This window comes from Nonomuraea salmonea, assembly GCF_042428605.1.
In the GTDB taxonomy this organism is placed as follows: Bacteria; Actinomycetota; Actinomycetes; order Streptosporangiales; family Streptosporangiaceae; genus Nonomuraea; species Nonomuraea salmonea.
Genome location: NZ_JBHMCF010000025.1, coordinates 62,479 through 85,084, shown reverse-complemented (window position 1 = coordinate 85,084; position 22,606 = coordinate 62,479). Strand labels below are relative to the sequence as shown.

The following is a 22,606-nucleotide window of genomic DNA, read 5'->3' as shown; positions in this document are numbered from 1 at the left end:
GTTGTCAATGTTCCCTCGGTTGGCCAGGTCGAACATTCGTGGTGAGATAGATGGGCGATGGTCAGACACACCGGGCAGCCCGCCTACCTCCAGATCGCCGACGACCTGCGCGCGCAGATCCGCGGCGGGTCTCTCGCGCCTGGCACTCCGCTGCCGTCCACGGCCAAGCTGGCCGAGCAGTACGACGCGTCCCTGTCGGTGGTGAAACTCGCCGTGGGAGTGCTGCGTACCGAGGGCTTGGTGATCGGGCAGCAGGGCAAGGGCGTGTTCGTTCGCGATGCCGCGTCGGCTCCCCGGGACGAGGTCGCCGAGTTGCGCGCCACCGTCGAGGATTTGTCGAGGCGGCTGGCGAAGGTTGAGGAGCAGTTGGCTACGTCCACGACACGCCGTTCCGGACGTAGCAGCCGGTGACCTTGCGCGCCAGCGACGCCGAGGCTCCGGCCGGGGCCTGACGGAGGCTGAGCCGTTTGTCCTCGCGGCGGATGCCGACCAGGACGGTGACGTACCCGGCCACGAGCGCGACGCCGAGCAGTCCGGCGATGATCAGCGGGATCGTGGTCATGCCCACACCGCCCCCGCCTGCGCCGGGCCGCGCGGGGGACGGCGGGTCTCCGAGCGGCGGTTGCGGCGGTTCCTGGCCCGCTCCTTGCGCGCCCAGCGGTCCCGCGCCAGGCACTTGCGGCAGCGGGTCTGCCCGTGGGTGAGGGCGTTGCCGCACTCGCAGGCGGGCGTCTCGCCCGGGATGGTGATCTCGATGTTCATGGGTGCATCTCCTCCTTCGGTTGGTGCCGTTGTGGCGTTGTGCAACCGAGGATGCGACTCAGCGTTAGGACGAGATCACTACACGACGGGACATGTTCAAGACGTCCGGCCTACGATGGCCAGGTCCCGGGACGTCCCCTTGGAGCAGGTGAGATGGCGAACGAACGGCTACGCGCGGCGCTGTTGCAGAAGGGCGTGAGCGTCGCGGATCTGGCCGAGGCGATCGAGGTCGATCCCAAGACCGTCGAGCGGTGGATCACCAAGGGCCGCGAGCCGTACCGTAAGCACCGGTTTGCCACGGCTTCTTACCTGGGTGTGGACGAGACGTACCTGTGGCCGCAGGCCCTGTCCCGCGAACAAGTCGTGGCCGCGTCCGAGAGCGAAGTCCTCGCGGTCTATCCGCACCGGTGGGCCGTGCCCCGGGACGCGTGGGGACGTCTGTTCAGCGGGGCGTCCGAGGAGATCGGCGTGCTTGTCTACAGCGGGCTCTTTCTCGCCGATGATGCCGCGATGGTGCGCCAGCTCGGGGACAAGGCGCGGGCCGGCGTACGGGTGCGCATCCTGCTCGGAGACCCCGACTGCGCTGAGGTGGCCCAGCGGGGAGCGGACGAAGGAGTGGGGGACGGGCTGGCGGCGCAGATTCGTACCGCACTGGTGCTGTATCGGCCGTTGTTCGGGCTGAGCAACTTCGAGCTGCGACTGCATCGCACGATCCTGTACAACTCGATCTACCGCGCCGATGGCGACTTGCTGATCAACATGCACGTGTACGGCAACCGCGCCGCCAACGCCCCCGTCCTGCACCTGCGCAGGGTGGCCGGCGGGGAGATGGCCACCACGTACGGCGAGAGCTTCGAAAGAGTCTGGGACGGGGCCGTCCCCGTAGAGTCCTGATCATGGCCAAGCGCATCGACTACTACGACGACCCCGCAGCGCCCGCGCCGAACAGCCTGGTGCCGTCCGTGAACGTCATCGTCACCAACGCCGCCGGCGACCTGTTGATGATCCACCGCACGGACAATGACAACTGGGCCGTCCCCGGCGGCGCGATCGATCTGGGCGAGTCCATCCCTACGGCGGCCGTGCGAGAGACGGTCGAGGAGACCGGCATCACCTGCGAGATCACCGGCCTGGTCGGCACCTACAGCGACCCCCGGCATGTGATCCTCTACACCAGCAACGGTGAGGCCCGCCAAGAGTTCTCCATCGTCCTGACTGGCCGTCTCGTAGCGGGCGAGCCGACCCCGAGCGACGAGTCCCGTGAAGTCCGCTGGGTGCCCCAAAACGAGGTCCTGTCCCTGCCGATGGACCGGTCGATGCGGATGCGGATCGACCATTACCTAGCCGGCGTCGGCCTGCCGTACATCGGCTAGCGCCGCTTCCACCGACCGCACCGACGACACGATGCACGGCGTCGCATCCGTGATCGACCGGCTCACCACATGCTCCGGCCCGTACCGCGAGTGAATCTCCGCCAGCCGATCCAGCACGTCCAGGTGCCGGCCATCCGGCCCGGTCGTCATGTCGCAGTACGTCAACGCTCGCGCCAGATCCGTCCGCTCCTGCTCGAACTCCTTGACCATCACATCGAGCAGGTCCCGCTGCCGCGCCTCGTTGTCCGCACACGAGTGGTAGGCGACCAACCGGCACAGCTGTTCATCCGCCTTGGCCACGTCCCGCAGGTATCGGGCACCGTCGAGCTGATGCATGCCGGTGCTGACGAGGTCCGGGGCGTAGCCGATGTCATGCAGCAGACACGCCGCGATCAACGTATCGGTCTCCGCCCCGAGAACCCCGGCCAGCGACTCAGCCTGCTCCGCAACGCCCTGTGTGTGCGCCCACCGCCGAGGCAGCGTCGTCTCCAACAGGTCCTTGGCCAGGCCGTATGCCCATTCGCTATGTCCCACGCGGCCCACGATAGGCACCACATACGGCCCGAATCACCGCGAGAAGGTTAGACGTCCTGGGACGTCCTCCTGTCCCATATCAGGACGAACCGCCCCCGCCCATGCGCCGCCGCCACCAGCCCTTCCCTTTCCAGCACGGCAAGCGCTTGACGTACCGTGGTCCGCGACGCCGTGAACCGCCGCCGCAACACGGCCTCACTCGGCACCTGAGCACCTGGAGGAAGGTCACCGGCCTTGATCGCCTCTCGCAACCACGCCGCGATCACCTCATACCGGTAGGAGATCGGCGTGCCCTCCGCAGCCACTCTGCGCCCCTTGGACGGAACGGTAACCAGCAACCCCTCTTCCTGTAGGACCGCCAGCCCCCGCCGCACGGTGTTCCGCGCGACCCCGAACTCCCTGCACAGCTCCGCCTCAGAGGGCAGCGCCTGACCAGGGGCGAACTCACCCGACCGGATCCGCTCCCGCACCCGATCAGCGATCTGAACGTAAACCCGCCCCCCGGTCAGCCACCCCCTCGAAGTCATCGACTCAGCCGCGGTAAGCATCGAGCAGCTTGCTCAGCTCAACGCGCAGGTCCCCTTGCTCACCCTCCGCCCACCCCGCCTGAGCGGCCTCCTCGATCCGATCCACCGCAGTGGCCATCTGCAGGAACGACACCCGCTCGTCCTGCTGATCCCCCCAGTAGAACCAGCAGAACGGCAGATGCACGAACACCCGCCGCACCCGCCCCCGGCAGTCGGTCACATCCAGCGTCGGCCGCCCCTCCTGCGTGACGACGAACACCCGCGTGACGCCCCGCTCGCCGAGCTGCTCCGCCAGCGCGAGCAACAGCCGTTCCGCGTACGCCCGCTGCTGCTCCTCGATGCTCTGACTCTTACGCACCCTTGCCCTCCCTGATGTCCGATGCGGTTCCGTGCGTCGAGCTTGGCTCCGCACCCCGGGGCAGGAACACCGCAACTAGGGGACGTCTAGGGACGTCTGATGCTAACGTCGCAGCACAGGGTCGTACTGCGAGAGGAGCAGGCCGGTCATGAACAACAACCTCCGCTACGCACTGGCCGCAGCCCGCCTCACCACCACCGACGTAGCCGCCGCCCTGGCCGTAGACCCCAAAACCGTCAGCAGATGGCTCAACGGCCGCACCCCCTACCCCCGCCACCGCTGGGCCATCGCCGACCTCCTCAACATCGACGAGGCCGACCTATGGCCAGAAGCCACCCCCAGGCGCCAGCCACTCGCCAACGGCATCCACACCATCTACCCCCACCGCTGGGCCATCCCTCAGACCGTCTGGCGCACCCACTTCAACAGCGCCACCGAAGAGATCGACATCCTCGCCTACAGCGCCCTCTTCCTCGCCGAAGACCCAGCCATCCACCGCATCCTCACCCAGAGGGCGAACGCCGGCGTCCGAATCCGCCTCCTTCTCGGTGACCCCGAAGGCTGGGAGGTCGCCGCAAGGGGAGAAGACGAAGGCATCGGCGCCGAGGTCATGGCAGCCCGCGTGAGGAACACCTTGGCGCTGTACCGCCCCCTACTCCACGTGCAAGGAGTCGAACTCCGACTCCACCGCACCGTCCTCTACAACTCCCTCTACCGCGCAGACTCCCAACTCCTGATCAACACCCACGCCTACGGCACCCCAGCCGCCAACGCCCCCGTTCTGCACCTCAGCCGCGGGGAGGAGCAGGGACCAGCAAGCGCCTACCTCACCGGATTCAAGCGTATCTGGACCGCAGCCCAGCCCTACAAGCAGTAACGCAAGCCCCAGCAGCCACAACTACGGTCGGGCCAGAAAGCAACTTCTCTCCACGTCATCAAGGGCGGCCCGCTGCGCGGCCCGCCGGGCACCAGTCGGTCTGCGTGCCCGGCTGCGGCTCTTCGGCCGGTCCGGGCACGCACCGCCCGCGCCCGAGAAGCCAGCAGAAGTTGCTAGTTAAGGCCGTGACGATCGCCCACTTCGGTTCTCCTCATACGTGGTCAGGGCGATCGGCTGCCGCGGGACGACTTCGTCGTCCCTTGCCACCGGCTAGGAGCGCCGGCCGATGTGCCCCGATCGGCCAAGATCCTGCTGATGATCACTCATTAGGGCCAAGAGCTCGCTCATCGACCGGCTGATCTAGCTGCTGTTGGCGGCGCCGCTGTTCGTTCCGGAAGCCTTCGACGCGTTCAACTAGCAAAGAAAGAGCGCCGGGAGTGTCCAAGCCCTTGTAGTCGTGAACGCGCAACGTCATGGCATTCACCTCTTGCTCAATGACATCCGCCGTCTGCTGCAGGTAGAAGCTGCGCTCGCGAAACTTGAAATATCCCATGAATCCTGCAGCCATGCCTACAAGAAAGCTCAGACCCACGGTGATCCAACGGTGCCCAGGAAGCGCTGCCTCTAGTGCGGCGGCAGTCGTAGTACTCAGAGAGCCCACGATGATGAGTGATTGAAGGCGATTGTGGATTTTTCGGTACTTATCACTCTCGGCTTGATACTGGGCGATTATAGTAGGGATATCCGCTTTGTATAGCAACTGATGTACCGACGTCTCAACAACGTTCCCCGCCTCTAGCCAGCGGACTTCCTCTCTTACCTTGTCGACATCCTTTTCGAGCTCTACGCGAGTGGGGAGACCTGTTCTGCGCACCCACAGGCGCACTGCTGCCGCAGCAGCTAGTAGGGCTATCAGCGCTAGAAGACAGAGCCCGATCAGCTGTCTCGCAACAGCGCTGTCGCCACCGAGAATGACCGCGGACCCTGCCGTTAGGGCGATCGTGCTTGTGAGACCTAAGCAAAGCCAGTAGAACCTGTTCACGCGTCGACGGCGATCGAGTTTGGTCTCGAACTCATGTAGCGCGGTCCTACGAGACCTCGCGAACTGCCTTCTCGTGCCATCTTCCTCGGGCGTCATAACGCTTCCTCGCCAACTCCAGTGGCCCAGCCAGGACAGGGGCATCTCCAGAGAAGACGCCCGTGATCAGGCGATGCACTGTAACAACCATTACAAGCGGACAGCTTCCCTAAAGGCGCTAATGATCCCACAGACCTGACGGACGGAGAGCCCGTGCCCGAGAGCCCAAGGCCTCGCCCATCAAGCCTAGCGGGATGCACCATAGACACCTCACTACCAGGGAAGACATCAGCGACAGAGCCTGCATGAGGTTGCGTGCCAGATATTCTCTCGCGTTGACTTCAACGTAGAGCTACGCCGAACTATAGTCATCTCAGCACTCCTCAGCATGAAGATGGTACAGCCGCAGCAACCCTCCTAGGAGTCCCACAACATGAGCTACACGGCAGAGATTAGTCGCGCAAATCCAGCCTGTCTTGTATTCCTAGTAGACCAGTCCGCATCCATGGCAGAGCCACTGCAGGGAGGAACGCGCCAGAGTAAAGCTTACGCAGTAGCCGACGCAATCAACCGGCTTCTGACTGAACTGACTATCAAGTGCACAAAAGAGGATGGGGTCCGAGACTACTTCCATGTTGCTGTCATAGGTTATGGACAAGTAGTAGCTTCGATACTTACCGGTGCGCTCGCGCAACGAGACCTTGTTCCGATCTCATTGATAGCCGATAACCCTATACGCCTTGATCAGCGAACAAGGATGGCGCCGGATGGAGCAGGTGGGCTGATGGAGGTGCCACTCAGCGTTCCTATATGGATCGAACCGACGTCTGACGGCCCCACGCCAATGAGTCGCGCCTTGGCCTATGCGGAGAACCTAGTAGCAGTTTGGACAGAGAAGTACCCGGCAGGGTTTCCTCCAATCGTACTCAATCTATCCGACGGGGCATCTACAGACGGTGATCCAACTTCAGCAGGAGCGGCGATTACTGGCCACTCCACAGCGGATGGGACCGCGCTGCTGTTCAATCTTCACGTGTCAAGCTCGGGAGGCGAGCCTATATCGTACTCCGACACGGATAGAAACTTGCCAGACGAATTTTCGCGTTTGCTTTTTAGCATGTCTAGTGTCCTGCCAAGCCATATGCGCTCATTTGCAGCGGCTCATGGGTATAGAGTAAGTGACGCAAGTCGAGGATTCGTGTATAACGCAGATATCTCTGCTGTTGCTCGATTTCTAGACATAGGTACGCGCACGGCGGATCCCAAATGACATCTGAGAGGACTGGATGGGTTAGCGTCAGAGGTGCAAAGCTGACCAAGGGGGGCAACAGCGAAGTTGAATGTGAGGATCACTTCTCCATTCAACCACCATCAGAATCTTCCGCTGCGCACTATCGCGGTTCAGTTGCCATTGCCGTGTCGGATGGCGCCTCGGAAAGCTTTCATGCCGGCCGCTGGGCTCAGCTGGTTGCAAGCCGAGCAGCAAACACAGTGCTGAAGGCACCGCAGCTGCTCTCTAGTGAAAGTAGCTTCGAGAGGCTGCTGCTGACTCTCCAGGAGGAATGGCGCACTTGGGAAAGTGAATATCTGGACTGGCGACAGCGAGACGGGCGGCCAATACGGTGGTATGAGGAGCACAAACTAGCGGAGGGTGCATATGCAACGCTTCTAGCGATGTGGCTTGAGGAGCTTGATGAGGATGATATAAGGTCAGGCGCTCAAAATCCGTCTGCATATGTCGGCCGATGGCAGGCTGTCGCAATTGGGGACTCGTGCCTATTTCAGCTGCGTGACTCTTCCATCGTGACGCTCTTTCCGCTTACATCATCGTCCGAGTTCCACAGCTATCCAGTGCTAGTGGGAAGTCGGGAACACTCTCTCTGTTCCGGACTAAATGGGGCAGTGTTTATATCAAGCGGGTATAAGCATTGTGACGACTTTTTTCTTATGACGGATGCGATGGCAGCATGGCTTATGGATCGATCGGAGCGAGCCACTAGCCGTGAGTTCGCCGCAGCAGTGGAGGAGCTGAAAAACGTCATCGGCAGCGACGACAGGAATAAGTTTGAGGCTTGGGTGGCCGACCAGCGTCGAGTGGGCGGTCTTCGGAACGATGATGTAGCTGTAGTACATATTCATATCCAAGGATAGAAGTATGTCTCCTGACCCGAAGGATGGTGAGCCCCAACCCGCGGTAAGCATGCCCAGTGGCAGAGAATATGCCGAGGCTATGCAGAACCCTAGTCTCTGCTTTAACAGACCCAGTCTGCAGACTGCGTCTTTCGAGTCGACACCTATTGGAGTTCCTAAGCTTATATCCGGCAACAATGCGGTTGTCTTTTCGTTGACGAGGGCTGACGGTCACCGGGTAGCAGTGAAGTGCTTTACGCGGCATATCGAAGATCTCGATCGACGCTACGTCGGAATTGACGCTCATCTATCGACAATCTCTGAGAACCGTCTTTCGCAGCCGTGGAAAATGGGCTTTGAATACCTTCGAGATGGAATCCTAGTAAACGGGACGCGACGTCCGATCCTTATCATGGAGTGGGCCGACGGCATAGACCTAATCTCCTGGATAAATGCTAATGTCGAGAATATTGACGCCGTTACTGCCGTGGCTCGACGATTCGCTGACCTTGCTGACGACCTGCAGACAATGGGTATCGCCCATGGAGACCTTCAGCACGGAAATATCATCGTCGCTCCAGATCTAAGCCTTCGTTTAGTGGATTACGATGGCTTGTATGTACCTTCACTTGCTGGGTACGATGCTGTAGAAGTAGGACATCGGAATTATCAGTCTCCGCTACGACGGATTAGTCACTTTGGACCACACCTAGATCGTTTCTCAAACTGGCTCATTTACTCATCGCTTGTGTGTTTGACCGTGGACCCAAGGCTATGGGGCCAGTTGCATGAACCGGATGGGGAGTACCTTCTGTTGGCCAGCGAAGACCTCCGTGATCCGGCGAATTCTCCCAGGTTTCCCGCCTTATTGCAGCATCCTGATGAACGTATCAGGATCATCGCTCAGGCTGTTACAAGCTTGACTGGTATGCCCATCGAAGCCATCCCGTCGTTGGAACGATCTGCACTGCTGAAGCCGATGGCGCGCAGCCTGGATTTAAAGTTGGTCAGCTCCGGTGAGGCTGTACAGTCAAGCGGGAGCAGGCCTCAATGGCTCGATGGACATATGTCAAGTGATCGCGACAATGTCTTTTTGCATATCGCTAACTTCGATGGCAGGCGACGCCACGAGGTGCTGGCCACACTAGGCGCACTGCTTCTTCTGATATTGCTAGTGGTGTCGGCGTTCATCGATCTAAGTGTCATGCTTTTGGTGGCTGTGGCTACGATTCTGGTTGCCTTTCATATTCGTCGCTTGCATACGCGACGCCCAGAGCTCCTGAAGATCCGTATGGAGAGATTAAGCTTCAATAAGCTAATCGCTGCCAGTGGGGTCACGGAGGCTGATCTTGACGCTGTCGAGAGTGAGTTCAAGAAACAGGCTCTGTTTGATAAGAAGTTCCGCGAACGTGTGCGCGTAGATCACCACAAGTTGACAGATGAGCTTAATCATGAGCTGGCTCGGATTGAGAAGGAATTTCACGAAAAAAAGAATCTCATCGATCAAGATGCCACATCGTTGTCCGCTAGGCAAGCAGACGCTTTGGCTGAATCCTTCTGGCCGCTCCAGAAGGCATGGGTGCTGCAGCACCTTGCATTTTATCGCATCAAAGGAGCCTATATTCGCCATTTGAACAGTGCCAACGTCGATGCCTTGGCGAAGCGTAAGATTCGCACCGCCGCTGACTTTGTGGGCGTGCAAATCGTTGGCAGGAGCGACCCGAAAGTTTCCATTGTGAATCGCGCGGGCGACCTCGTGAGGATCAGAGGAATCGGACCGCAGAAGGCGAGGGCGCTTGAAGAATGGCGTCAGCAATGCGAATCCAGGGCGCGATCAATTTGTCCTATAGCTGTGCCAGAAGATCTGCATCGGGAGGTTGGTGAGCGTTTCCATGCTCAGTGGGAGGCGCTAAGGGAGCGGCGGGCAATTCTGGAGGACGAGCTGCAGGAGGCGCGGACTCGAGCTCGAGATGCCGTAGCAGCCAAGCGCGCATCGTTTTCAGGTGAGGTTCAGGTAGTGCTGGACGATTCGCAGCAGAAGCTAGCAGAGTTGGCCCGAAGAGAGACGGAACTGCGAGGGATGATTGCGGATCGCGTCACTGTGCAGAGATGGGCTGCTGCTCTCAATCGACGGGAGAAGAGCTTGGATCTTTGGCATTATGTGTATTTTTCACTCTTCGGAAGATGAGGCAAACGGCGTGTGGGCGTCGGCGTATGACCGGTGATCCAGTGGTTTTGGTGCGACGCTGTCGTCATGCCGATACCAGGCGCGCTTGTGCTCAGCGATCACTGAGTCCAAGACCAATCGTGTTCTCGCTAACGCGGCTGCTAACAGCACCTCTGTACCCAGGTGGACGCCCATGGATGTCGATCAAGCTGCGCAGGTCTCTGTGAGCAGGCCCGTGTACTGTGACGGACATCTGTGGATAGTTTCGAAGTTTCTTGTAAACAGAAGGTCAGGGGTTCGATTCCCCTCGTCGGCTCTGCTAGCGAAAGGCCCCTGAACAGGCGTTACGCCGTCAGGGGCCTTTCGCTTTATGACCTTCAACCGGTGTCTTCGGTGTCTTCGGGAGCCACCTTGGGAGCCACCCGGGGCTGTTTCCCCAGGAGAGCGCTGGAGATGGCTTCGGTCGCCGCGCGCCGGTCACCCTCCAGGAGGTGGCCGTAGACGTCCTTTGTGATCGCGATGCTGACGTGGCCGAGGACTTCGGACACGACGTGGAGGGGAGTGCCCTGGGTGAGCATGAGCGACGCGCCGGAGTGGCGAACCTCGTGCGGGTGCCAGTGGCCGAGGTCCGCCTTCTTGGCCAGGCGGGAGAACAGGTGAGAGAAGGTGTCCGGGTCGGACGGATTGCCGAAAGCAGTGGGGAACATCAGGCCGTGCTCCGTCCAGTCCTCGCCTGCCTTGAGACGCTCCTTGTTGTGGGCGGCCTTGTGGCGCTTGACTGCCTCGAGCAACTCGGGAGTCAGACAGAGGACGCGGCGTGAGCGCCTGGTCTTGAGCTCGCTGATCACGATGCGGGTGTTGGCGGCGGTGGAGCCCAGGTCACGGTTCTTGAGTCGCTTGACGGAGTGGGTGACGCGCAGGGTGCGGGCGTCCAGGTCGAAGGCGTTCCACATGAGCCCGAGAGCTTCGCCACGACGCAGACCGAACACGAGGGCTAGGAGGACGAGAACGCCCATGCGATGGTCGGCGACGGTGCCGAGGAGTCGCTTCCCCTCTTTCACCGTGAGCGTCCGGCCCTCCTCCACGGGTACGCGCCGTGGCATCGACAACGCCGCGACGTTCCGCATGACCAAGCCCTCCCGTTCTGCCTGGCCAAGGGCCTTCCGAAGCACGGCCCGCATGTTGCGGACGCTGTTCGCCTTGTAGCCGGCCTCGGGCTTTGCCTGCCAGAGTGCATCGACCTGCGCCACGGTGAGCTTGGTCAGTTTGTGACGGCCGAGCCCCGGCTTCAGGTGCAGCCGTACCGTGTCCTCGTAGTCGTCCAAGGTCCCATCGGAGATGTGACCCGGCAGGTGCAGCAGCCAGCGGTCGAGGAACGCACCGACCGGCAGCCGGGTCATCCGGGACGGGAGCGCCCTTGGCGAGGGTCTCCTTGAGCTTGCGGACCTTCTCGACGACTTCGGCCCGGGTCTTGCCGGAGACCTTCTTGCGGATGCGCTTGCCGTCCGGGCCGTAGCCGAGGGAGACCGCCCCGCGCCAGCGGCCGCCGTCCTTGTAGATCGAGTCCTCGTTCTGGCCGCGCTTCTTGGTGCTCATGCGGGCTCCTGTTCAAGCTGGGCGACGAAGTCGGTGAGTGCGGTCGCGGGAACGCGACGCAGGGTGCCGATGCGAACGGATCGAAGCGAGCCTGAGCGGATCAGCTCGTAGACCTTGGTCCGGCCGATGCCGAGGTAGTCGGCAGCCTCTTCGGGTCGAAGGAGGAGAGGGGCGATGCTCACTGTCATGCGGCCCTCCCAGGGTGCTCAGTTGCCGAAGATCTTGGCCGTCTGCTCGGGCCTGGAGCTCGGCCATGTGGGCGCGCCAGCGTTGGCGCTCGCGAACGGATCTCAGGAGCCGCATGGTCAGCGGTGGCACGTTGGCGTCTCCGGCCGGGACGGGGCGCCAGATGTAACGATGGGGGTCGGTAGGTTCGTCGGCCCTGCCGAGGGCTTCCAGGACCCAGGTGCGGCGGTCCTGCTTGTGTTCGGCGAGGGTCTTGTTGGACCACTTGCGGGAGACCAGGACGCGGCGTCCGGCGTAGCCGAGGTGTTCGGGCTTGTGGGCCTTGCCCCGGCACCGGCCAGGATCCATCCCGGCTTTGGCGTTCTTGGGGTGGATGCCGTACCGCAGCCAGTTCGGGCAGGTCGGCGAGCACGGTTCGTAGCGCAGGGCGTCGACGAAACGGGCCGCGTGGGCGCGTTGGGCCTGGCTGTCGAGTCCTTCGCCGAGGCTTTGGTGAGGTACTTGGACAGGTAGCGGATGCACTGGCCGGAGTCCTTCGTGCCAGCGAGCACGCCTTTGACGTCCACCTGGTCGCCGAAGCGGATCACATGCAAAGGTTCGGCTTCCTCGTCGGCGTCGAGCTGGTCGAGAGCTTCGTCCCAGGTGGGCAGGACCTCGCCTGTGTCGGGGTCGAGGTAGCCGGCCTCTTCTTCCCAGACGGGCAGGTGGTCGCCGTCGAAGACGACCTGATCGGCGGATGGCCACCACACCTGGTGGTAGGTGGCCGCCGCGATCTGCTTGATCTCCGCGCGTGGGAGCGTTCCGCGGATGGCCATGTGCAGGTGCGGGGCGAGCCGCTTCTGCGGCTCCACGGAGGCGAAGTACTGGACGTCGAAGCCGGCGACGCGGCGAAGGTTCTGCACGAACCGATCGACCAGCTTGGAGAAGTGCAGCGCGTCACGAGCGGCCCGCGCGTAGTCGTAGGTGTCGGGGTCGACGGGTGCGCCGTCTTTGACCTTGCCGTAGCTCGGAAGAGTGAGCGTGACGAACAGCGACGGCCGGTAGGTCTTGCCGTCCGGGGCCTGGAAGGTCCGGCCGAGCGTGGTGTGCGCCGTCTTCCGCTTGGGCAGGTCTGGCGCGTCCTGCCGCCGCCGGGTCGAGCGGGAGCGCTTGGATGCTGTCCGGCCGAGGACGTTGCCCCGCATGCCCGCCGCGTTGATCTCTTCGTCCAGGCCCTCGATGACTGCGTCCAAGTCGGTCGTGTCGCCGCCGTGGCGTTCGGCCTCGTTGCGTTGGGCCTGAATGTCGGCGCGGAACTCGACCAGCCAGCGCTGTTCGTCGGTCGGCTCGTCCGGAGCGATCGCCGGTTCCGCTTTCAGGTGCCAGCCCTCGCGGCACTGGGCCTTGCGGAGCTGCTTGTTGCGCTTGGCACACGGCGGACACTTGCTCTCCATGGGAGAGCCGCACGGGACATCGACGATCTCCCATTGGCCGGTGTGGGTGTCGAGCGGCTTGAGCGGGACGGGCCGGATGCAGACGCCGTGAAGCTTGGCGACCTCTGCCAAGTAGCTTCATTACGCAGCATGCTCACTTGGATAGTCAAGCAAACCAAGCATGTTGTGTTTCAGGAAGCTGGAACTCCAGCGGGAGATAGTAGGGGGTACCTGCGCAGGCACCGTCTCACCAGGTCAACCACGCCCGTACCGGTCTTCAGCTCTCCAGAACCCAGAGTCGAGCAGCATTGCGAATATCACCCAAAGCTAGGCATGTACTGCCCACCATCCAACCGCTGATAACCACCCGCGCTACCAGGCACAATGACCTTTCACAACAGTATTGGCAAGGCCATCGCTGTAAGGCTCAGCGGCTGTTACAAAGATACTATCTCAAGCTCCCAGACCCCCTGCTCTTCTCGGTGGATAAATCTGATCCCAAATAGCTGAGAGCCTACCTCTTTAGCGAGCTCTGCACCGCAAACACCCGGATTGCATTCCGGCAATTCCATAGGATTAGTACTCCATCCATGCGACTCAAATATAGAAAAAATCTCCTCCTTGGACATTGTATCTTCAATTTCAGCATCGAGCCATGCGCCGTTATCGGCCGAATCGCATCCGTTCATTTCATAGATAGACACTTCCCCCATCTTGTCGTCTCGAAGCGCCGGGCTGACGGCGGCCTGCATGGCAGCATTTTCTCGCTTGGCTGTATCCAGACATTTATCAGCGCTGACACCATTGCTAGTGCTGACGCATGATGTGCTCGCGAGGGCCAGGATTAGAGACGCAGCAGCGAATGGCACTCTAGATCGATTCCACATTATTGTTGTCATATTATCTCGATTGTTGATGCTTTTGGGTACTCACTCGTGATCTCATCATACTTTACTGCTCGAGCATCCATCAGTGAGCGCGCATATCAGCCAAACCCATGGCGGAGGATGGCGCCGACACCGAGTCGATCACCGTCAGCAAGTGGAGAGTCTTATGATTCGGCCGTCCTCGCGAAGGTCTGGCCGAGCAGGATGGGGCGGTCTCGTGGTCGAACATGCGCAGCAGGTCATAGGCGTGGACCTGGTTGGGGCCGGGACCGTCAGGATGGGAATACCTTGGTCTGTTCGATGAAGCGAAACGATCACTAAAGCGTCAGGATATCTCGCCCGCCCTTGTGTTTCTTTCAGTAGCCTTGCCCCTTCCCCGTGGGGATAGAGAGTGACGTCACTAGCCACTTCAAGGGAGAGAAGATGACTCGGCCACTGAGTCGATTCCATCTGCACACCTGAGGGTTGCAGACGTGCAACAACCTTCCAGCCCCTCGACTTCAGGGCCTGCGAAAAATCGTCCAACGCCTTGCGTCCATCGGGAGTCTGCCGGTCGAGTATAAAAGACTCCGTCATAACAATTACGTTTGACTCTGCGAATCCAGATCGACCTTGCGCCGCCACGTAGCCAAGGCCCGGCGCGATAACGGACGGACTCTTCGGCGCCGATGTTGTCGCGGAGCCGGACAACCTGTTAGTGATCTTCCGCTGGCGGCGGGATCCGAACGTCTACGCCGTCGAGGTCAGGTTCCCGACCGCACCCAGAAGTCCGTGGACTGGCCTACCGGTGACCTCGGCGGACGAATGGGCCGCGGAGGTCCTGTCCAGCCTCGCGGAGGAACTCGCGACCGGCTTGGTGAGCCGTAGCCGCCGGAAGATCCGCGACGGTTACGTCGTGCTGGACGCCCACGACGCCCCGGACGTCTCTCCCGCCGGGTTCCACCTCAGCCCGGTCCCCCTCATAGGTGTGCCGTCCCTCCGACGGCGGCTGCGCCGGCGTGGGACCCACGTCACCTGGGGAGCTCCAGAGGCACTGGTCCCCCTGCCCGCGTCCGAGACCGGGTCCTGGCTGGCCAAGGCGGGCATAGACGTGAGCGTTCCCCGCCGGCTGATCGCCGAGGACAGGCTCCTCTGCTGGTTGCAGGCGTACGTGGACAACGCTCGCGGGCACCCTTACGTCGGCCATGCGGTTGCGTCCTGGGAGGACACGCGGCACACCATCGCACGTCTCGACGCGGTCCATACCCAGCCCGGCGTCCCGACGGAGGTACGCGGCGCACTGGTGCGTCTCGCGGTCCGCATGGTGACCGAGGATGGCGCTCTGCGCGTGGTCACCGCGATCGACATTCCCGAACTCCACGAACTGGGCTTCCGGCCCGCGAACGAGGGTGGGCTCACATCCGACACCATCGACACCGAACCACCGCCGGACCCCGATGCCGGAGCCTGACCCCGCCCGGCCGCGTCGGGACATCACGAGTAGTCGGCGGAGTCGTCCACCCCGGCACGGCCCACTGAAAACCGAGGTCAAGCATGCATTCGGCGACCCGGGACACACCAGTTGGGGGCTGCCGGTGGTGATTGTGCGGTGCTGGGGACGTTCCGGGAGGATCCTGTGGATGGGCCCGGGGTGGTGGTGCTGAAGTTCGTGGCCGAGCAGCTCGAGGCAAGCGGTGCGGTAGCGCCCCGCCAGGACTGAAGGAGGAGCCGAGTAGGCACCGTGCGCGACCGCTTTCGCCCTGTCCAGCCTTCGATGAGCGTCAACGGCCCAGGCCGATCAGCGGCGGCTGTCGGTCGACTCCGGCTGCCGGGCAATCCTGACGCGTTCGGCGTCGAGGCCGTCCAACGCCGGCCAGCCGGATTCGAGAAGGTCGAAGATGGCGTTCAGCGCGGCCAAGGGGTCGGGTTCCGTGCCCGCGAGTTCGGGGATCTCCAGGACGTAGCGGGCTAGAGCGCGGACGGTCATGTCGGAGGGGTCGCGGCCGCTCTCGGCGGCGATCGCCTCGGCCAGGGCTCCCTCGCTGGCTATCCAGAGCTTGCGTGAGTACTCCCGCAGCGCCGGCGTGCTGACGATCAGGTCCCGCTTGCGCCGCAGTTCGGGCGGGAGATCGTTGGTGAAGGGTCCGCGGGCTGCCATGCAGCGGCGCAGCGCTTCCAGCACCGACTGGCCGGAGGGCCGGTCGCGGACCGCGGCGACCAGCCAGACGCGTCGTTCGGCGCCGTCGTCGAAGATCAGCGCTTCCTTGCCGTCCGGCACGTGCGCGAACAGGGTGGCGATGGAGACGTCCGCCTCGTCGGCGATCTGAGCGACGGTGACGCCGTCGTACCCGTGCTCGGAGAACAGCCGCAACGCCGCCTCCGACAACGCCCGGCGGGTCTGTGCCTTCTTGCGCTCGCGGCGCCCCATCGTCGTCGGCATGTCCCCATCGTACCGAATCTGGAACTCCTCTGAATCTATAGTGGCTATAGTTTCAGAGTCAGTCTAGTTTCGTTCCATTGGAGAGATGTCCATGACAATGTCCGCTACGGTCGGCCCGCCGGCCACCGCGTCCAGCCGGCGCATGTGGGCGATCTTGGGGTTGGTCCTGCTCGCCGACGCCCTCGACATGATCGACGCCACGGTCACCAACATCGCCGCGCCCACGATCACCGCCGAACTGCACGGTGGCGAGGGCCTGATCAAGTGGCTCGGATCGGCCTACATGCTCGCGATGGGCGTCCTGCTCGTGGTCGGCGGGCGACTGGGCGACAAGTACGGCCAGCGCAGGCTGTTTCTCATCGGCATAAGCGGCTTCACGATCGCCTCGGCCATGGCGGGACTCTCGCCCAACCCCACCCTGCTGATTCTCGCCCGCGGCGCACAGGGAGCGTTCGGCGCGCTCTTGATCCCGCAAGGTATGGCGATCATGACAAAGACGTTCTCGCGTGACATGCTCACCAGGGCGTTCGCGTTGTTCGGGCCCCTGCTGGGGGCCGCCTCGGTCGGCGGCCCGATCCTGGCCGGGTTCGTCATCGACGCCGACATCGCCGGGCTGTCGTGGCGCCCGATCTTCCTGGTCAACCTGGTGCTCGGCGGCCTCGGCCTGGTCCTGGCCGTTCGGCTGCTGCCGCACGACGACGGCGACGCGTCCACCGGCGTGGACGGGGTGGGCTCAGGGCTGCTCGCCGCCACCATGTTCGGCCTGCTCCTGGGGCTGGTCGAGGGGTCGAGCAACGGCTGGACCACCATCCCGATCCTCTCGATCATCGCCGGCCTGGCGTTCCTAGCAGCCTTTGCCCGCCGCCAGAGCACCGCCACCGACCCGCTGCTCAAGCCATCCCTGCTACGCAACCGCGGCTTCAGCTCCGGACTGCTAACCGGACTGATCGTCTTCGCCGCCACCACCGGGCTGGTCTACGTCCTGTCCCTGTTCATGCAGCAAGGGCTGCACGCCTCGGCGCGCGACGCCTCCCTGGGTCTCCTGCCGATGACCGTCGGCATCATCGTGGCCGCGGGGGCATGCATGGCGCTGATCAAGAAGCTGGGCCGCACTCTCATCTTCCTCGGCCTGGCCATCATCCTGATCGGCTGCGGCTGGCTGCTCGTCCTGGTCACAGGCTCCGGCACGGACCTGAGCCTCTGGACCCTAGCGCCAGCAGTCTTCCTCACCGGCCTGGGGATGGGCGCCTGCTACGGCACCATCTTCGACATCGCGATCGGCGACATCGATCCCGACGAGGCCGGCAGCGCCAGCGGCTCCCTGTCGGCGATCCAGCAACTCGCGGCCGGCATCGGCTCGGCCACCGTCACCTCGGTCTTCTTCCAGTCGACCGCCTCCGGCCTCGGCCACGCCATGACGACCAGCCTCATCGTCGTCGTGGCCCTCACCGCCATCACCGTCCCGGCCGTGATCCTCATGCCCAGGCGAGCACCGGAAGAGCTCCAGCACTGACGCAGGCACGACCACCCATCACCGAAAGGAGCCGAACATGTCCTCCCTCCACAGGCCAGGCCCCTGGGACGTGCGGCGCCTGCCGCGCGCCGAGGGCAAGAACTTCCTCGTCACCGGCGGCAACGCGGGCATCGGATACTTCGTCGCCGAACAACTGGCCGGCACCGGCGCCGCCGTTATCCTCGCCTGCCGTGACACCGTCAAGGCCGAAGCTGCGCGGGTCTCGATCCGCGCCCGCGTCCCTGGTGCCCGCGTACGTCACATCCGTTTGGATCTCGCCGACCTCTCCTCGCTCCAAGCCTCCGCGGACGCCCTGGAACTGGAGAGACTGGACGCGGTCGTCTGCAACGCCGGAGTGCTGCTCGACGAGCCGCCACGGCGCGAGACCAGGGACGGCAGCGAGCTGATGTTCGCCACTAACCATCTGGGACACTTCGCGCTGATCTGGTGGCTCGCACCCCTGCTGACGGCCACACCCGCGAGCCGCGTCGTCACCACCGGCAGCTTCACGGCAAAGTCCGAATGCCTGGACCTTGACGATCTCCAGAGCACGCGCGACTACCGGCCGAAGCGCACCTACGCACGATCCAAACTCGCCCAGATGCTCTTCGGCTTCGAACTCGACCGCCGCCTGCGCGCCGCCGGCAGCACGACGCTGAGCGTGATCGTCCACCCCGGCGGCGCACTCGACTCCCTCACCCCCTCACGCCCGCCGGTCCACGTCCGAACCAGTGGCGAACGACTGCGCGGCCTGCCCGCCGCCCTCCTCTTGCAGAGCAAGGAGGCCGGCGCCTGGCCCGCTGTCCGGGCCGTCCTCGACCCGTCCGTGCGCGGTGGCCAGCTTTGGGGACCCCGGGTGTTCGGGATCCGCGGCCTGCCCGCCCTCGAACCCGTCCGAGGTCACCTGGCCGACACCGTACTCGCGGCGCGCCTGTGGGCTGCCACCGCCAGTCTGACCGGCCTCGACCCAAGCTCGAACCTCAGGTGAGCCAACGGTCGATCTCGATCGTCTATGAGGCCACAGTGCCGTAGATCGTCGTAGGCCAGCGGCACCGTCGTTGGAAACTCCGTCAGTCCAGGACTGCCACTAGCCAAGCCCCGATCGACTTCGACCCCGCCGGAATCTCCTCAACGTCCAAGGACGCGGATCTCATGAACGCCAGGAACGGTCCGCCGAACCTCTGCCGATCTTCCGATCGGTTCTCAGAGGGCAGTCCGGGGGCAAGCCGTACGCGAGCGACTTATCCGATGAGCGGTGGGCCTTGATCGAGCCGGTGGTCACGGCGTGGAAAGCCGCGCACCCCTCGGTCAGCGGCCCTCAGGGCAGATACGAGATGCGGGAGATCGTTAACGCGATCCTGTTTCAGAGCCGGACCGGCTGCCAGTGGAGCTTGCTGCCCCATGGCCTGCCACCTCGCAGCGCCGTCATGTACTACTACACCGCCTGGCGTAAGGACGGCACCGACAAGGCCACGACCGGACGGGATGCGGCCAAGAAGGTGCCGGGTCGCACGCGAGGGCTGGCCGTGGACGTGCTGGGCCTAGTCATCGCGGTGGTGGTAAGCGGCAGCTTCGATCCACGACAACGCCATCGGTAACGCTCTGCTGGACCGGAGCGCCGCCGCTACTGCGCCCGGCGTTCGGCTCCCCTGAAAGCGCGTCGACGAAGGCCTCAGCTTCTGGCTGGCTCATGTCCTCGGTGCTTCGCGCAAGAAAGACAGCCTGCTTCCGGTGGCCGGCCTCGATCAGCTTGCGGATCCGGGTGGGCAGGTCATCCTCATCGAACACCGGGAAGCCCGGCAGCACCCCGCCGGCACGTAGGACCTTCGCGACTTCCAATGCGGTCGGCCCGGATACCTGGGACTCTTTGCGGATCAGGTCCACAGCGTCGTGAAACCGTCCCGCCTCGATCAGGTCGTGCGCCCGGACCTGCACATCGACAGGAGTCATGAGGTCCAGGCCGACGTAGATGCGCGATGCCTTGCGTTGTCCCATCCATCGGCTGATTCCGAGCCCGAGGATCACCAGCAGCAGGACAAGGAGAATCGACTCCAACGCGTCCAAGCCAAACATGCGGTGATCGTAGTGAGAGAGACCGACAGTTCCGGGTTCATCGCGGCATGCTGAAGGCCGGGTCATGGGGCTGATCGTCGGACTGCGCTGTGAGACGATCCGGGTGGGCGCCGTACGGGCGGTGCTCATGAGAGCCGAGGAGTCCGGCGTGTTGCTCGCGATGATCCTCTGGTACTCGATACCAGTCGTTGTTGTTGGTGTATCGCTCTTTGTGCGGTCCCGTAGCCTGCGGCGCAAGGTCGTCTACTTGTCGCTTGCTCTTGTCGCCTTGGTCCTTGCGCTCGTGGTCGCCTGGGCGATGGATCGAGAGGAGTGGGGAGTCTGGCTCTTCTTCCTCCTCCCCGCAGTGCTGGTTACGGGGGTTCGGTTGATCGTCGCAGGGGTGCTGGCGCGGGCTCCGGCGGGTCGGTAGGAAGTCCGGCAGCAGTGCAATGTGGGAGCCACCTTGGGAGCCACTCAGACGGACGACCTTGAACGTCGGTGAACGGAGACGGACGTACGACGAGGGTGCCGTCAGACGAGGTAGCGAACGCCCACGGACAATGGTGGAGATCGTTTGGGGACCTTGTGAACAGAAGGTCAGGGGTTTGATTCCCCTCGTCGGCTCTGCGTGATGAGGCCCCTGGACTGGTGTCCCGGTTCAGGGGCTTCGTGTTTGTCGTGGCAATATTTCGATCTTGCTAACAGGAGGCCACACCTGGGCGAAGGTGCCGGCGGCTGTGGCGGCCTGCTCGACCGGCGAGACCTGCTCAGGACGAAGTGCGGCGGTGTCGTCCGGCGGTGATGTTCGCCGCGATGAGGAGTCCGGCAGGGACGGCGGTGAGGAGGAAACCGCTCGGTCCGATCAGGCTGACGGCCAGCGCTCCCCAGGCGAGGATCACCCAGCCGACATAGCCGGGGACGTGTTGTCCCTGCCGTCCCGCCCGTGCCACCAGTAGCCCTAGCAGCACCAGCACTACGACGAATCCGCCGGGCAGCGCCCAGAACGTTGCCACCGAGTCGCTGTCCGCGGCACGGTTGCGGAGATCCCCGGCGAGCCAGCTGGACAAGGGAACGAGAGGGGCGAACACGGCGGTGTGCGCCACAGCGATGAAGATCATCGTTCGGCCGGCCCAGATGGTGAGCCGACTCGGGGGCGCGGACACTGCAGGTGGGCGGACCGCGGGTGCATTGCTCATGGTTGCCAGCTTCTCTGGCCACGGTCCGGTGTGATTCCCCCTGCGGTGGGATGTCGCTCCCTCGCTCCGGGGAGCGGCACAGGACCGCCGAAGGCGGAGCGACCACAGCTCAGTGCCTGAACGCCATGGGATCAGGGTTCGCCGATTCGCGGTAAGCGCCGGACCGGATGACGACCGCCCACTGTGGCGGAGCGCATGCACCGGCTCTTGCCCTCGGGTACGTCATTGAGGCGCGCGTACTCTGGCGAAGATTCTTTTCAGGGCCGAGATTGCACCGAGGTGGCCTGTCTCATGGATCTTGCGACTCTGACGGACAAGCGTCTGTTCGGAGTGGTGGCTGCCCAGTTCGGGCATGGAGCTGGCGCCCCTGAGGTCATCGAGGTGTGGCTTCGCTTGGAGGCAGTGGTCATTGGCATCGGAGTCGCTTCCGATTGGTCGTTTCAGATCGAGCCAGGCGAGCCAGGGCAAAGCTACGTGATGGAGGAGTGGGGCAGTCGCGTCGATGTGGTCTCCGCCCCGGACAGCGTCCCCTTCGTACGGCACATCGGCGAACGGCTCGTCCGCGTGGTCGAGCGATTCGGTGGGGGTGTGGACGGCACCGAGTTGATGGGAGCGGAGTTCGTGTTCGAGTCGGGGAGTGTGGCCGCAGATAGTTGGGGCGGCGACCTGCGGCTGGCAGGGTGAGGGTGCCACTTGTGTTTATGCGGCTCGCCCGCCCTACGGTCGGCGCTAAAGACGTTTCTCTCCTGCTGTACAGCAATATGTATGGCAACGCCGTCTCACCCCACCGCATGCCGAACGGCGGCCCGGGCTCGGTCCGCGCCCCCAAGAGGCGCTGCGGATGATTCGGGCTGCGGTGACCGCGCCGTCCTGCAAGCCTCGGTCGGCGAGCGTGTCTGCGGCGTGCCTGGGAGTGCCGGAGTTTGATTCATTCAATCGGGCTCTAGGGTGGCTTATCAAACTTCGGCTGTGCTGCCTATGCAGGGGCTTCAGCGGCTGGGCAGTTCGTACGTCCAGCCGGGTTGCCATGCAAAGGGGCGGTCCACCAAATCGATGAGGGGTACGCCGGTCAAAAGGTGTTGGAGGGCCCAGCGGTTGGCTGAATGGGCGATCACCAGCGCCTTTTTGCCGTCCCAGTTCTCGGCCAGGTCGATGAGGAAGTCTTTCGTCAATTCGACCACGTCCTGATAGCTCTGGCCGCCGGGCCACGGGTGGTCGATGTGCCGGGCGCGGTTTCCCTCCAACCGGCTTACCGGCATGCCGTCGAGTTCGCCGTAATGGCATTCGCGGAGGCGGGGGTCCTGGAGGAGAGGGATGTCCGAGCCCTCGAAGGCGATCTGGGCGGTCTGTACGGCGCGGCGCAGGTTGGAGCTGAAGACCACGTCGAGGCCGTCGTGGCGGCGGCGTTCGCCCAGTTCGGCGGCCAGGGTCTTGCCGCGCTCCGATAGCTCGCCGGGCAGCCAGCCGCTCGCGATGCCCGCCTCGTTGTGGGTGCTGATCGAGTGCGTCTCATAGATGAGGGTGACCGCCATCGAT

24 protein-coding genes and 1 pseudogene are annotated in these 22,606 nt (G+C 63.4%); 11 read left to right on the top strand and 14 right to left on the bottom strand.

The window, feature by feature from the left end; all coding sequences use genetic code 11:
* Positions 1 to 57: 57 nt before the first annotated feature.
* Positions 58 to 411 carry a winged helix-turn-helix domain-containing protein gene (locus ACFFR3_RS23040; protein ID WP_345395379.1) on the top strand — a complete coding sequence of 118 codons (354 nt, stop codon included), beginning with the start codon at positions 58 to 60 and terminating at the stop codon, positions 409 to 411.
* On the opposite strand, the gene ACFFR3_RS23035 is transcribed toward ACFFR3_RS23040, so the two are convergent.
* Complete coding sequence (locus tag ACFFR3_RS23035) at positions 371 to 562, bottom strand: hypothetical protein (RefSeq protein ID WP_345395382.1); 192 nt, start codon at positions 560 to 562, stop codon at positions 371 to 373. The two genes, ACFFR3_RS23040 and ACFFR3_RS23035, sit on opposite strands and share 41 nt — an antisense overlap.
* Positions 559 to 762 carry a hypothetical protein gene (locus ACFFR3_RS23030; protein WP_345395385.1) on the bottom strand — a complete coding sequence of 68 codons (204 nt, stop codon included), beginning with the start codon at positions 760 to 762 and terminating at the stop codon, positions 559 to 561. The genes ACFFR3_RS23035 and ACFFR3_RS23030 overlap by 4 nt, the downstream gene beginning before the upstream one ends.
* Positions 763 to 915: 153 nt before the next feature.
* Between ACFFR3_RS23030 and ACFFR3_RS23025 the strand changes: the two genes are divergently transcribed.
* Both ACFFR3_RS23025 and ACFFR3_RS23020 read left to right on the top strand, forming a co-directional pair.
* Complete coding sequence (locus ACFFR3_RS23025; protein ID WP_379483829.1) at positions 916 to 1,656, top strand: XRE family transcriptional regulator; 741 nt, start codon at positions 916 to 918, stop codon at positions 1,654 to 1,656.
* Positions 1,657 to 1,658: 2 nt separating this feature from the next.
* The gene (locus tag ACFFR3_RS23020; RefSeq protein WP_379483828.1) at positions 1,659 to 2,135 is read left to right on the top strand and encodes an NUDIX hydrolase; all 477 of its coding nucleotides are present in this window, start codon (positions 1,659 to 1,661) and stop codon (positions 2,133 to 2,135) included.
* On the opposite strand, the gene ACFFR3_RS23015 is transcribed toward ACFFR3_RS23020, so the two are convergent.
* Genes ACFFR3_RS23015 through ACFFR3_RS23005 form a run of 3 tightly spaced genes read right to left on the bottom strand, consistent with a single transcriptional unit; the run spans position 2,103 to position 3,554 of the window.
* Positions 2,103 to 2,669: an HD domain-containing protein gene (locus ACFFR3_RS23015; RefSeq protein WP_379483827.1), complete on the bottom strand. Its 567-nt coding sequence runs from the start codon at positions 2,667 to 2,669 to the stop codon at positions 2,103 to 2,105. The two genes, ACFFR3_RS23020 and ACFFR3_RS23015, sit on opposite strands and share 33 nt — an antisense overlap.
* 47 nt (positions 2,670 to 2,716) lie before the next feature.
* A complete protein-coding gene (locus tag ACFFR3_RS23010; RefSeq protein WP_379483826.1) occupies positions 2,717 to 3,217 on the bottom strand; it encodes a GntR family transcriptional regulator in 501 nt (166 codons plus the stop codon).
* On the bottom strand, positions 3,201 to 3,554 hold the full coding sequence (locus ACFFR3_RS23005; RefSeq protein WP_379483825.1) for a hypothetical protein: 354 nt from the start codon (positions 3,552 to 3,554) through the stop codon (positions 3,201 to 3,203). The genes ACFFR3_RS23010 and ACFFR3_RS23005 overlap by 17 nt, the downstream gene beginning before the upstream one ends.
* 148 nt (positions 3,555 to 3,702) lie before the next feature.
* On the opposite strand from ACFFR3_RS23005, the gene ACFFR3_RS23000 reads away from it, so the two are divergent.
* Positions 3,703 to 4,431, top strand: a complete 729-nt coding sequence (locus ACFFR3_RS23000) for an XRE family transcriptional regulator (protein WP_379483824.1) — start codon at positions 3,703 to 3,705, stop codon at positions 4,429 to 4,431.
* 319 nt (positions 4,432 to 4,750) lie between these two features.
* Here ACFFR3_RS23000 and ACFFR3_RS22995 read toward each other — a convergent pair whose 3' ends face one another.
* Positions 4,751 to 5,473: a DUF4231 domain-containing protein gene (locus ACFFR3_RS22995; RefSeq protein WP_379483823.1), complete on the bottom strand. Its 723-nt coding sequence runs from the start codon at positions 5,471 to 5,473 to the stop codon at positions 4,751 to 4,753.
* A gap of 2,191 nt (positions 5,474 to 7,664) precedes the next feature.
* On the opposite strand from ACFFR3_RS22995, the gene ACFFR3_RS22990 reads away from it, so the two are divergent.
* The gene (locus ACFFR3_RS22990; protein WP_512699779.1) at positions 7,665 to 9,827 is read left to right on the top strand and encodes an AarF/UbiB family protein; all 2,163 of its coding nucleotides are present in this window, start codon (positions 7,665 to 7,667) and stop codon (positions 9,825 to 9,827) included.
* Positions 9,828 to 10,183: 356 nt separating this feature from the next.
* Here ACFFR3_RS22990 and ACFFR3_RS22985 read toward each other — a convergent pair whose 3' ends face one another.
* The 4 genes and pseudogenes from ACFFR3_RS22985 to ACFFR3_RS22970 all read right to left on the bottom strand — a co-directional run bounded on the left by ACFFR3_RS22985 (position 10,184) and on the right by ACFFR3_RS22970 (position 13,752).
* Positions 10,184 to 11,206, bottom strand: coding sequence for a tyrosine-type recombinase/integrase (locus tag ACFFR3_RS22985; protein WP_379483821.1), 1,023 nt, complete (start codon positions 11,204 to 11,206; stop codon positions 10,184 to 10,186).
* A 192-nt stretch (positions 11,207 to 11,398) separates the two neighbouring features.
* A complete protein-coding gene (locus tag ACFFR3_RS22980) occupies positions 11,399 to 11,590 on the bottom strand; it encodes a helix-turn-helix domain-containing protein (RefSeq protein ID WP_345395415.1) in 192 nt (63 codons plus the stop codon).
* Between the two features lie 154 nt (positions 11,591 to 11,744).
* Positions 11,745 to 13,132, bottom strand: a pseudogene (locus ACFFR3_RS22975) (replication initiator); the annotation flags it as partial.
* 305 nt (positions 13,133 to 13,437) lie between these two features.
* Positions 13,438 to 13,752: a hypothetical protein gene (locus ACFFR3_RS22970; RefSeq protein WP_379483820.1), complete on the bottom strand. Its 315-nt coding sequence runs from the start codon at positions 13,750 to 13,752 to the stop codon at positions 13,438 to 13,440.
* A gap of 832 nt (positions 13,753 to 14,584) precedes the next feature.
* Here ACFFR3_RS22970 and ACFFR3_RS22965 point away from each other — a divergent pair.
* Positions 14,585 to 15,337: a hypothetical protein gene (locus ACFFR3_RS22965; RefSeq protein WP_379483819.1), complete on the top strand. Its 753-nt coding sequence runs from the start codon at positions 14,585 to 14,587 to the stop codon at positions 15,335 to 15,337.
* Positions 15,338 to 15,664: 327 nt separating this feature from the next.
* Here ACFFR3_RS22965 and ACFFR3_RS22960 read toward each other — a convergent pair whose 3' ends face one another.
* Positions 15,665 to 16,306, bottom strand: coding sequence for a TetR/AcrR family transcriptional regulator (locus tag ACFFR3_RS22960; RefSeq protein ID WP_364378125.1), 642 nt, complete (start codon positions 16,304 to 16,306; stop codon positions 15,665 to 15,667).
* Positions 16,307 to 16,397: 91 nt separating this feature from the next.
* Here ACFFR3_RS22960 and ACFFR3_RS22955 point away from each other — a divergent pair, with 91 nt between their 5' ends.
* The 3 genes from ACFFR3_RS22955 to ACFFR3_RS22945 all read left to right on the top strand — a co-directional run bounded on the left by ACFFR3_RS22955 (position 16,398) and on the right by ACFFR3_RS22945 (position 19,417).
* Positions 16,398 to 17,819: an MFS transporter gene (locus ACFFR3_RS22955; protein WP_379483818.1), complete on the top strand. Its 1,422-nt coding sequence runs from the start codon at positions 16,398 to 16,400 to the stop codon at positions 17,817 to 17,819.
* 37 nt (positions 17,820 to 17,856) lie between these two features.
* Complete coding sequence (locus tag ACFFR3_RS22950) at positions 17,857 to 18,807, top strand: SDR family NAD(P)-dependent oxidoreductase (protein ID WP_379483817.1); 951 nt, start codon at positions 17,857 to 17,859, stop codon at positions 18,805 to 18,807.
* 193 nt (positions 18,808 to 19,000) lie between these two features.
* Positions 19,001 to 19,417, top strand: a complete 417-nt coding sequence (locus ACFFR3_RS22945) for a transposase (protein ID WP_379483861.1) — start codon at positions 19,001 to 19,003, stop codon at positions 19,415 to 19,417.
* Here the strand turns inward: ACFFR3_RS22945 and ACFFR3_RS22940 are convergent.
* Positions 19,365 to 19,892, bottom strand: coding sequence for a hypothetical protein (locus ACFFR3_RS22940; RefSeq protein ID WP_379483816.1), 528 nt, complete (start codon positions 19,890 to 19,892; stop codon positions 19,365 to 19,367). The genes ACFFR3_RS22945 and ACFFR3_RS22940 overlap by 53 nt on opposite strands.
* 64 nt (positions 19,893 to 19,956) lie before the next feature.
* Here ACFFR3_RS22940 and ACFFR3_RS22935 point away from each other — a divergent pair, with 64 nt between their 5' ends.
* The gene (locus ACFFR3_RS22935) at positions 19,957 to 20,304 is read left to right on the top strand and encodes a hypothetical protein (protein WP_345395436.1); all 348 of its coding nucleotides are present in this window, start codon (positions 19,957 to 19,959) and stop codon (positions 20,302 to 20,304) included.
* A 337-nt stretch (positions 20,305 to 20,641) separates the two neighbouring features.
* Here ACFFR3_RS22935 and ACFFR3_RS22930 read toward each other — a convergent pair whose 3' ends face one another.
* Positions 20,642 to 21,037: a DUF6463 family protein gene (locus ACFFR3_RS22930; protein ID WP_379483860.1), complete on the bottom strand. Its 396-nt coding sequence runs from the start codon at positions 21,035 to 21,037 to the stop codon at positions 20,642 to 20,644.
* Positions 21,038 to 21,361: 324 nt separating this feature from the next.
* Between ACFFR3_RS22930 and ACFFR3_RS22925 the strand changes: the two genes are divergently transcribed.
* Positions 21,362 to 21,754 carry a hypothetical protein gene (locus ACFFR3_RS22925; protein ID WP_379483815.1) on the top strand — a complete coding sequence of 131 codons (393 nt, stop codon included), beginning with the start codon at positions 21,362 to 21,364 and terminating at the stop codon, positions 21,752 to 21,754.
* A gap of 305 nt (positions 21,755 to 22,059) precedes the next feature.
* On the opposite strand, the gene ACFFR3_RS22920 is transcribed toward ACFFR3_RS22925, so the two are convergent.
* Positions 22,060 to 22,602: a histidine phosphatase family protein gene (locus ACFFR3_RS22920; protein ID WP_379483814.1), complete on the bottom strand. Its 543-nt coding sequence runs from the start codon at positions 22,600 to 22,602 to the stop codon at positions 22,060 to 22,062.
* Between the last annotated feature and the right edge of the window lie 4 nt (positions 22,603 to 22,606).

What these genes read in the sequence shown, in the direction of transcription:
- ACFFR3_RS23040 (WP_345395379.1), top strand. Translation starts at nt 58, where the DNA reads ATGGTCAGACACACCGGGCAGCCCGCCTACCTCCAGATCGCCGACGAC.
- ACFFR3_RS23035 (WP_345395382.1), bottom strand. Translation starts at nt 562, where the DNA reads ATGACCACGATCCCGCTGATCATCGCCGGACTGCTCGGCGTCGCGCTC.
- ACFFR3_RS23030 (WP_345395385.1), bottom strand. Translation starts at nt 762, where the DNA reads ATGAACATCGAGATCACCATCCCGGGCGAGACGCCCGCCTGCGAGTGC.
- ACFFR3_RS23025 (WP_379483829.1), top strand. Translation starts at nt 916, where the DNA reads ATGGCGAACGAACGGCTACGCGCGGCGCTGTTGCAGAAGGGCGTGAGC.
- ACFFR3_RS23020 (WP_379483828.1), top strand. Translation starts at nt 1,659, where the DNA reads ATGGCCAAGCGCATCGACTACTACGACGACCCCGCAGCGCCCGCGCCG.
- ACFFR3_RS23010 (WP_379483826.1), bottom strand. Translation starts at nt 3,217, where the DNA reads ATGCTTACCGCGGCTGAGTCGATGACTTCGAGGGGGTGGCTGACCGGG.
- ACFFR3_RS23000 (WP_379483824.1), top strand. Translation starts at nt 3,703, where the DNA reads ATGAACAACAACCTCCGCTACGCACTGGCCGCAGCCCGCCTCACCACC.
- ACFFR3_RS22990 (WP_512699779.1), top strand. Translation starts at nt 7,665, where the DNA reads ATGTCTCCTGACCCGAAGGATGGTGAGCCCCAACCCGCGGTAAGCATG.
- ACFFR3_RS22985 (WP_379483821.1), bottom strand. Translation starts at nt 11,206, where the DNA reads ATGACCCGGCTGCCGGTCGGTGCGTTCCTCGACCGCTGGCTGCTGCAC.
- ACFFR3_RS22980 (WP_345395415.1), bottom strand. Translation starts at nt 11,590, where the DNA reads ATGACAGTGAGCATCGCCCCTCTCCTCCTTCGACCCGAAGAGGCTGCC.
- ACFFR3_RS22970 (WP_379483820.1), bottom strand. Translation starts at nt 13,752, where the DNA reads ATGCAGGCCGCCGTCAGCCCGGCGCTTCGAGACGACAAGATGGGGGAA.
- ACFFR3_RS22960 (WP_364378125.1), bottom strand. Translation starts at nt 16,306, where the DNA reads ATGCCGACGACGATGGGGCGCCGCGAGCGCAAGAAGGCACAGACCCGC.
- ACFFR3_RS22955 (WP_379483818.1), top strand. Translation starts at nt 16,398, where the DNA reads ATGACAATGTCCGCTACGGTCGGCCCGCCGGCCACCGCGTCCAGCCGG.
- ACFFR3_RS22950 (WP_379483817.1), top strand. Translation starts at nt 17,857, where the DNA reads ATGTCCTCCCTCCACAGGCCAGGCCCCTGGGACGTGCGGCGCCTGCCG.
- ACFFR3_RS22940 (WP_379483816.1), bottom strand. Translation starts at nt 19,892, where the DNA reads ATGTTTGGCTTGGACGCGTTGGAGTCGATTCTCCTTGTCCTGCTGCTG.
- ACFFR3_RS22935 (WP_345395436.1), top strand. Translation starts at nt 19,957, where the DNA reads ATGGGGCTGATCGTCGGACTGCGCTGTGAGACGATCCGGGTGGGCGCC.
- ACFFR3_RS22925 (WP_379483815.1), top strand. Translation starts at nt 21,362, where the DNA reads ATGGATCTTGCGACTCTGACGGACAAGCGTCTGTTCGGAGTGGTGGCT.
- ACFFR3_RS22920 (WP_379483814.1), bottom strand. Translation starts at nt 22,602, where the DNA reads ATGGCGGTCACCCTCATCTATGAGACGCACTCGATCAGCACCCACAAC.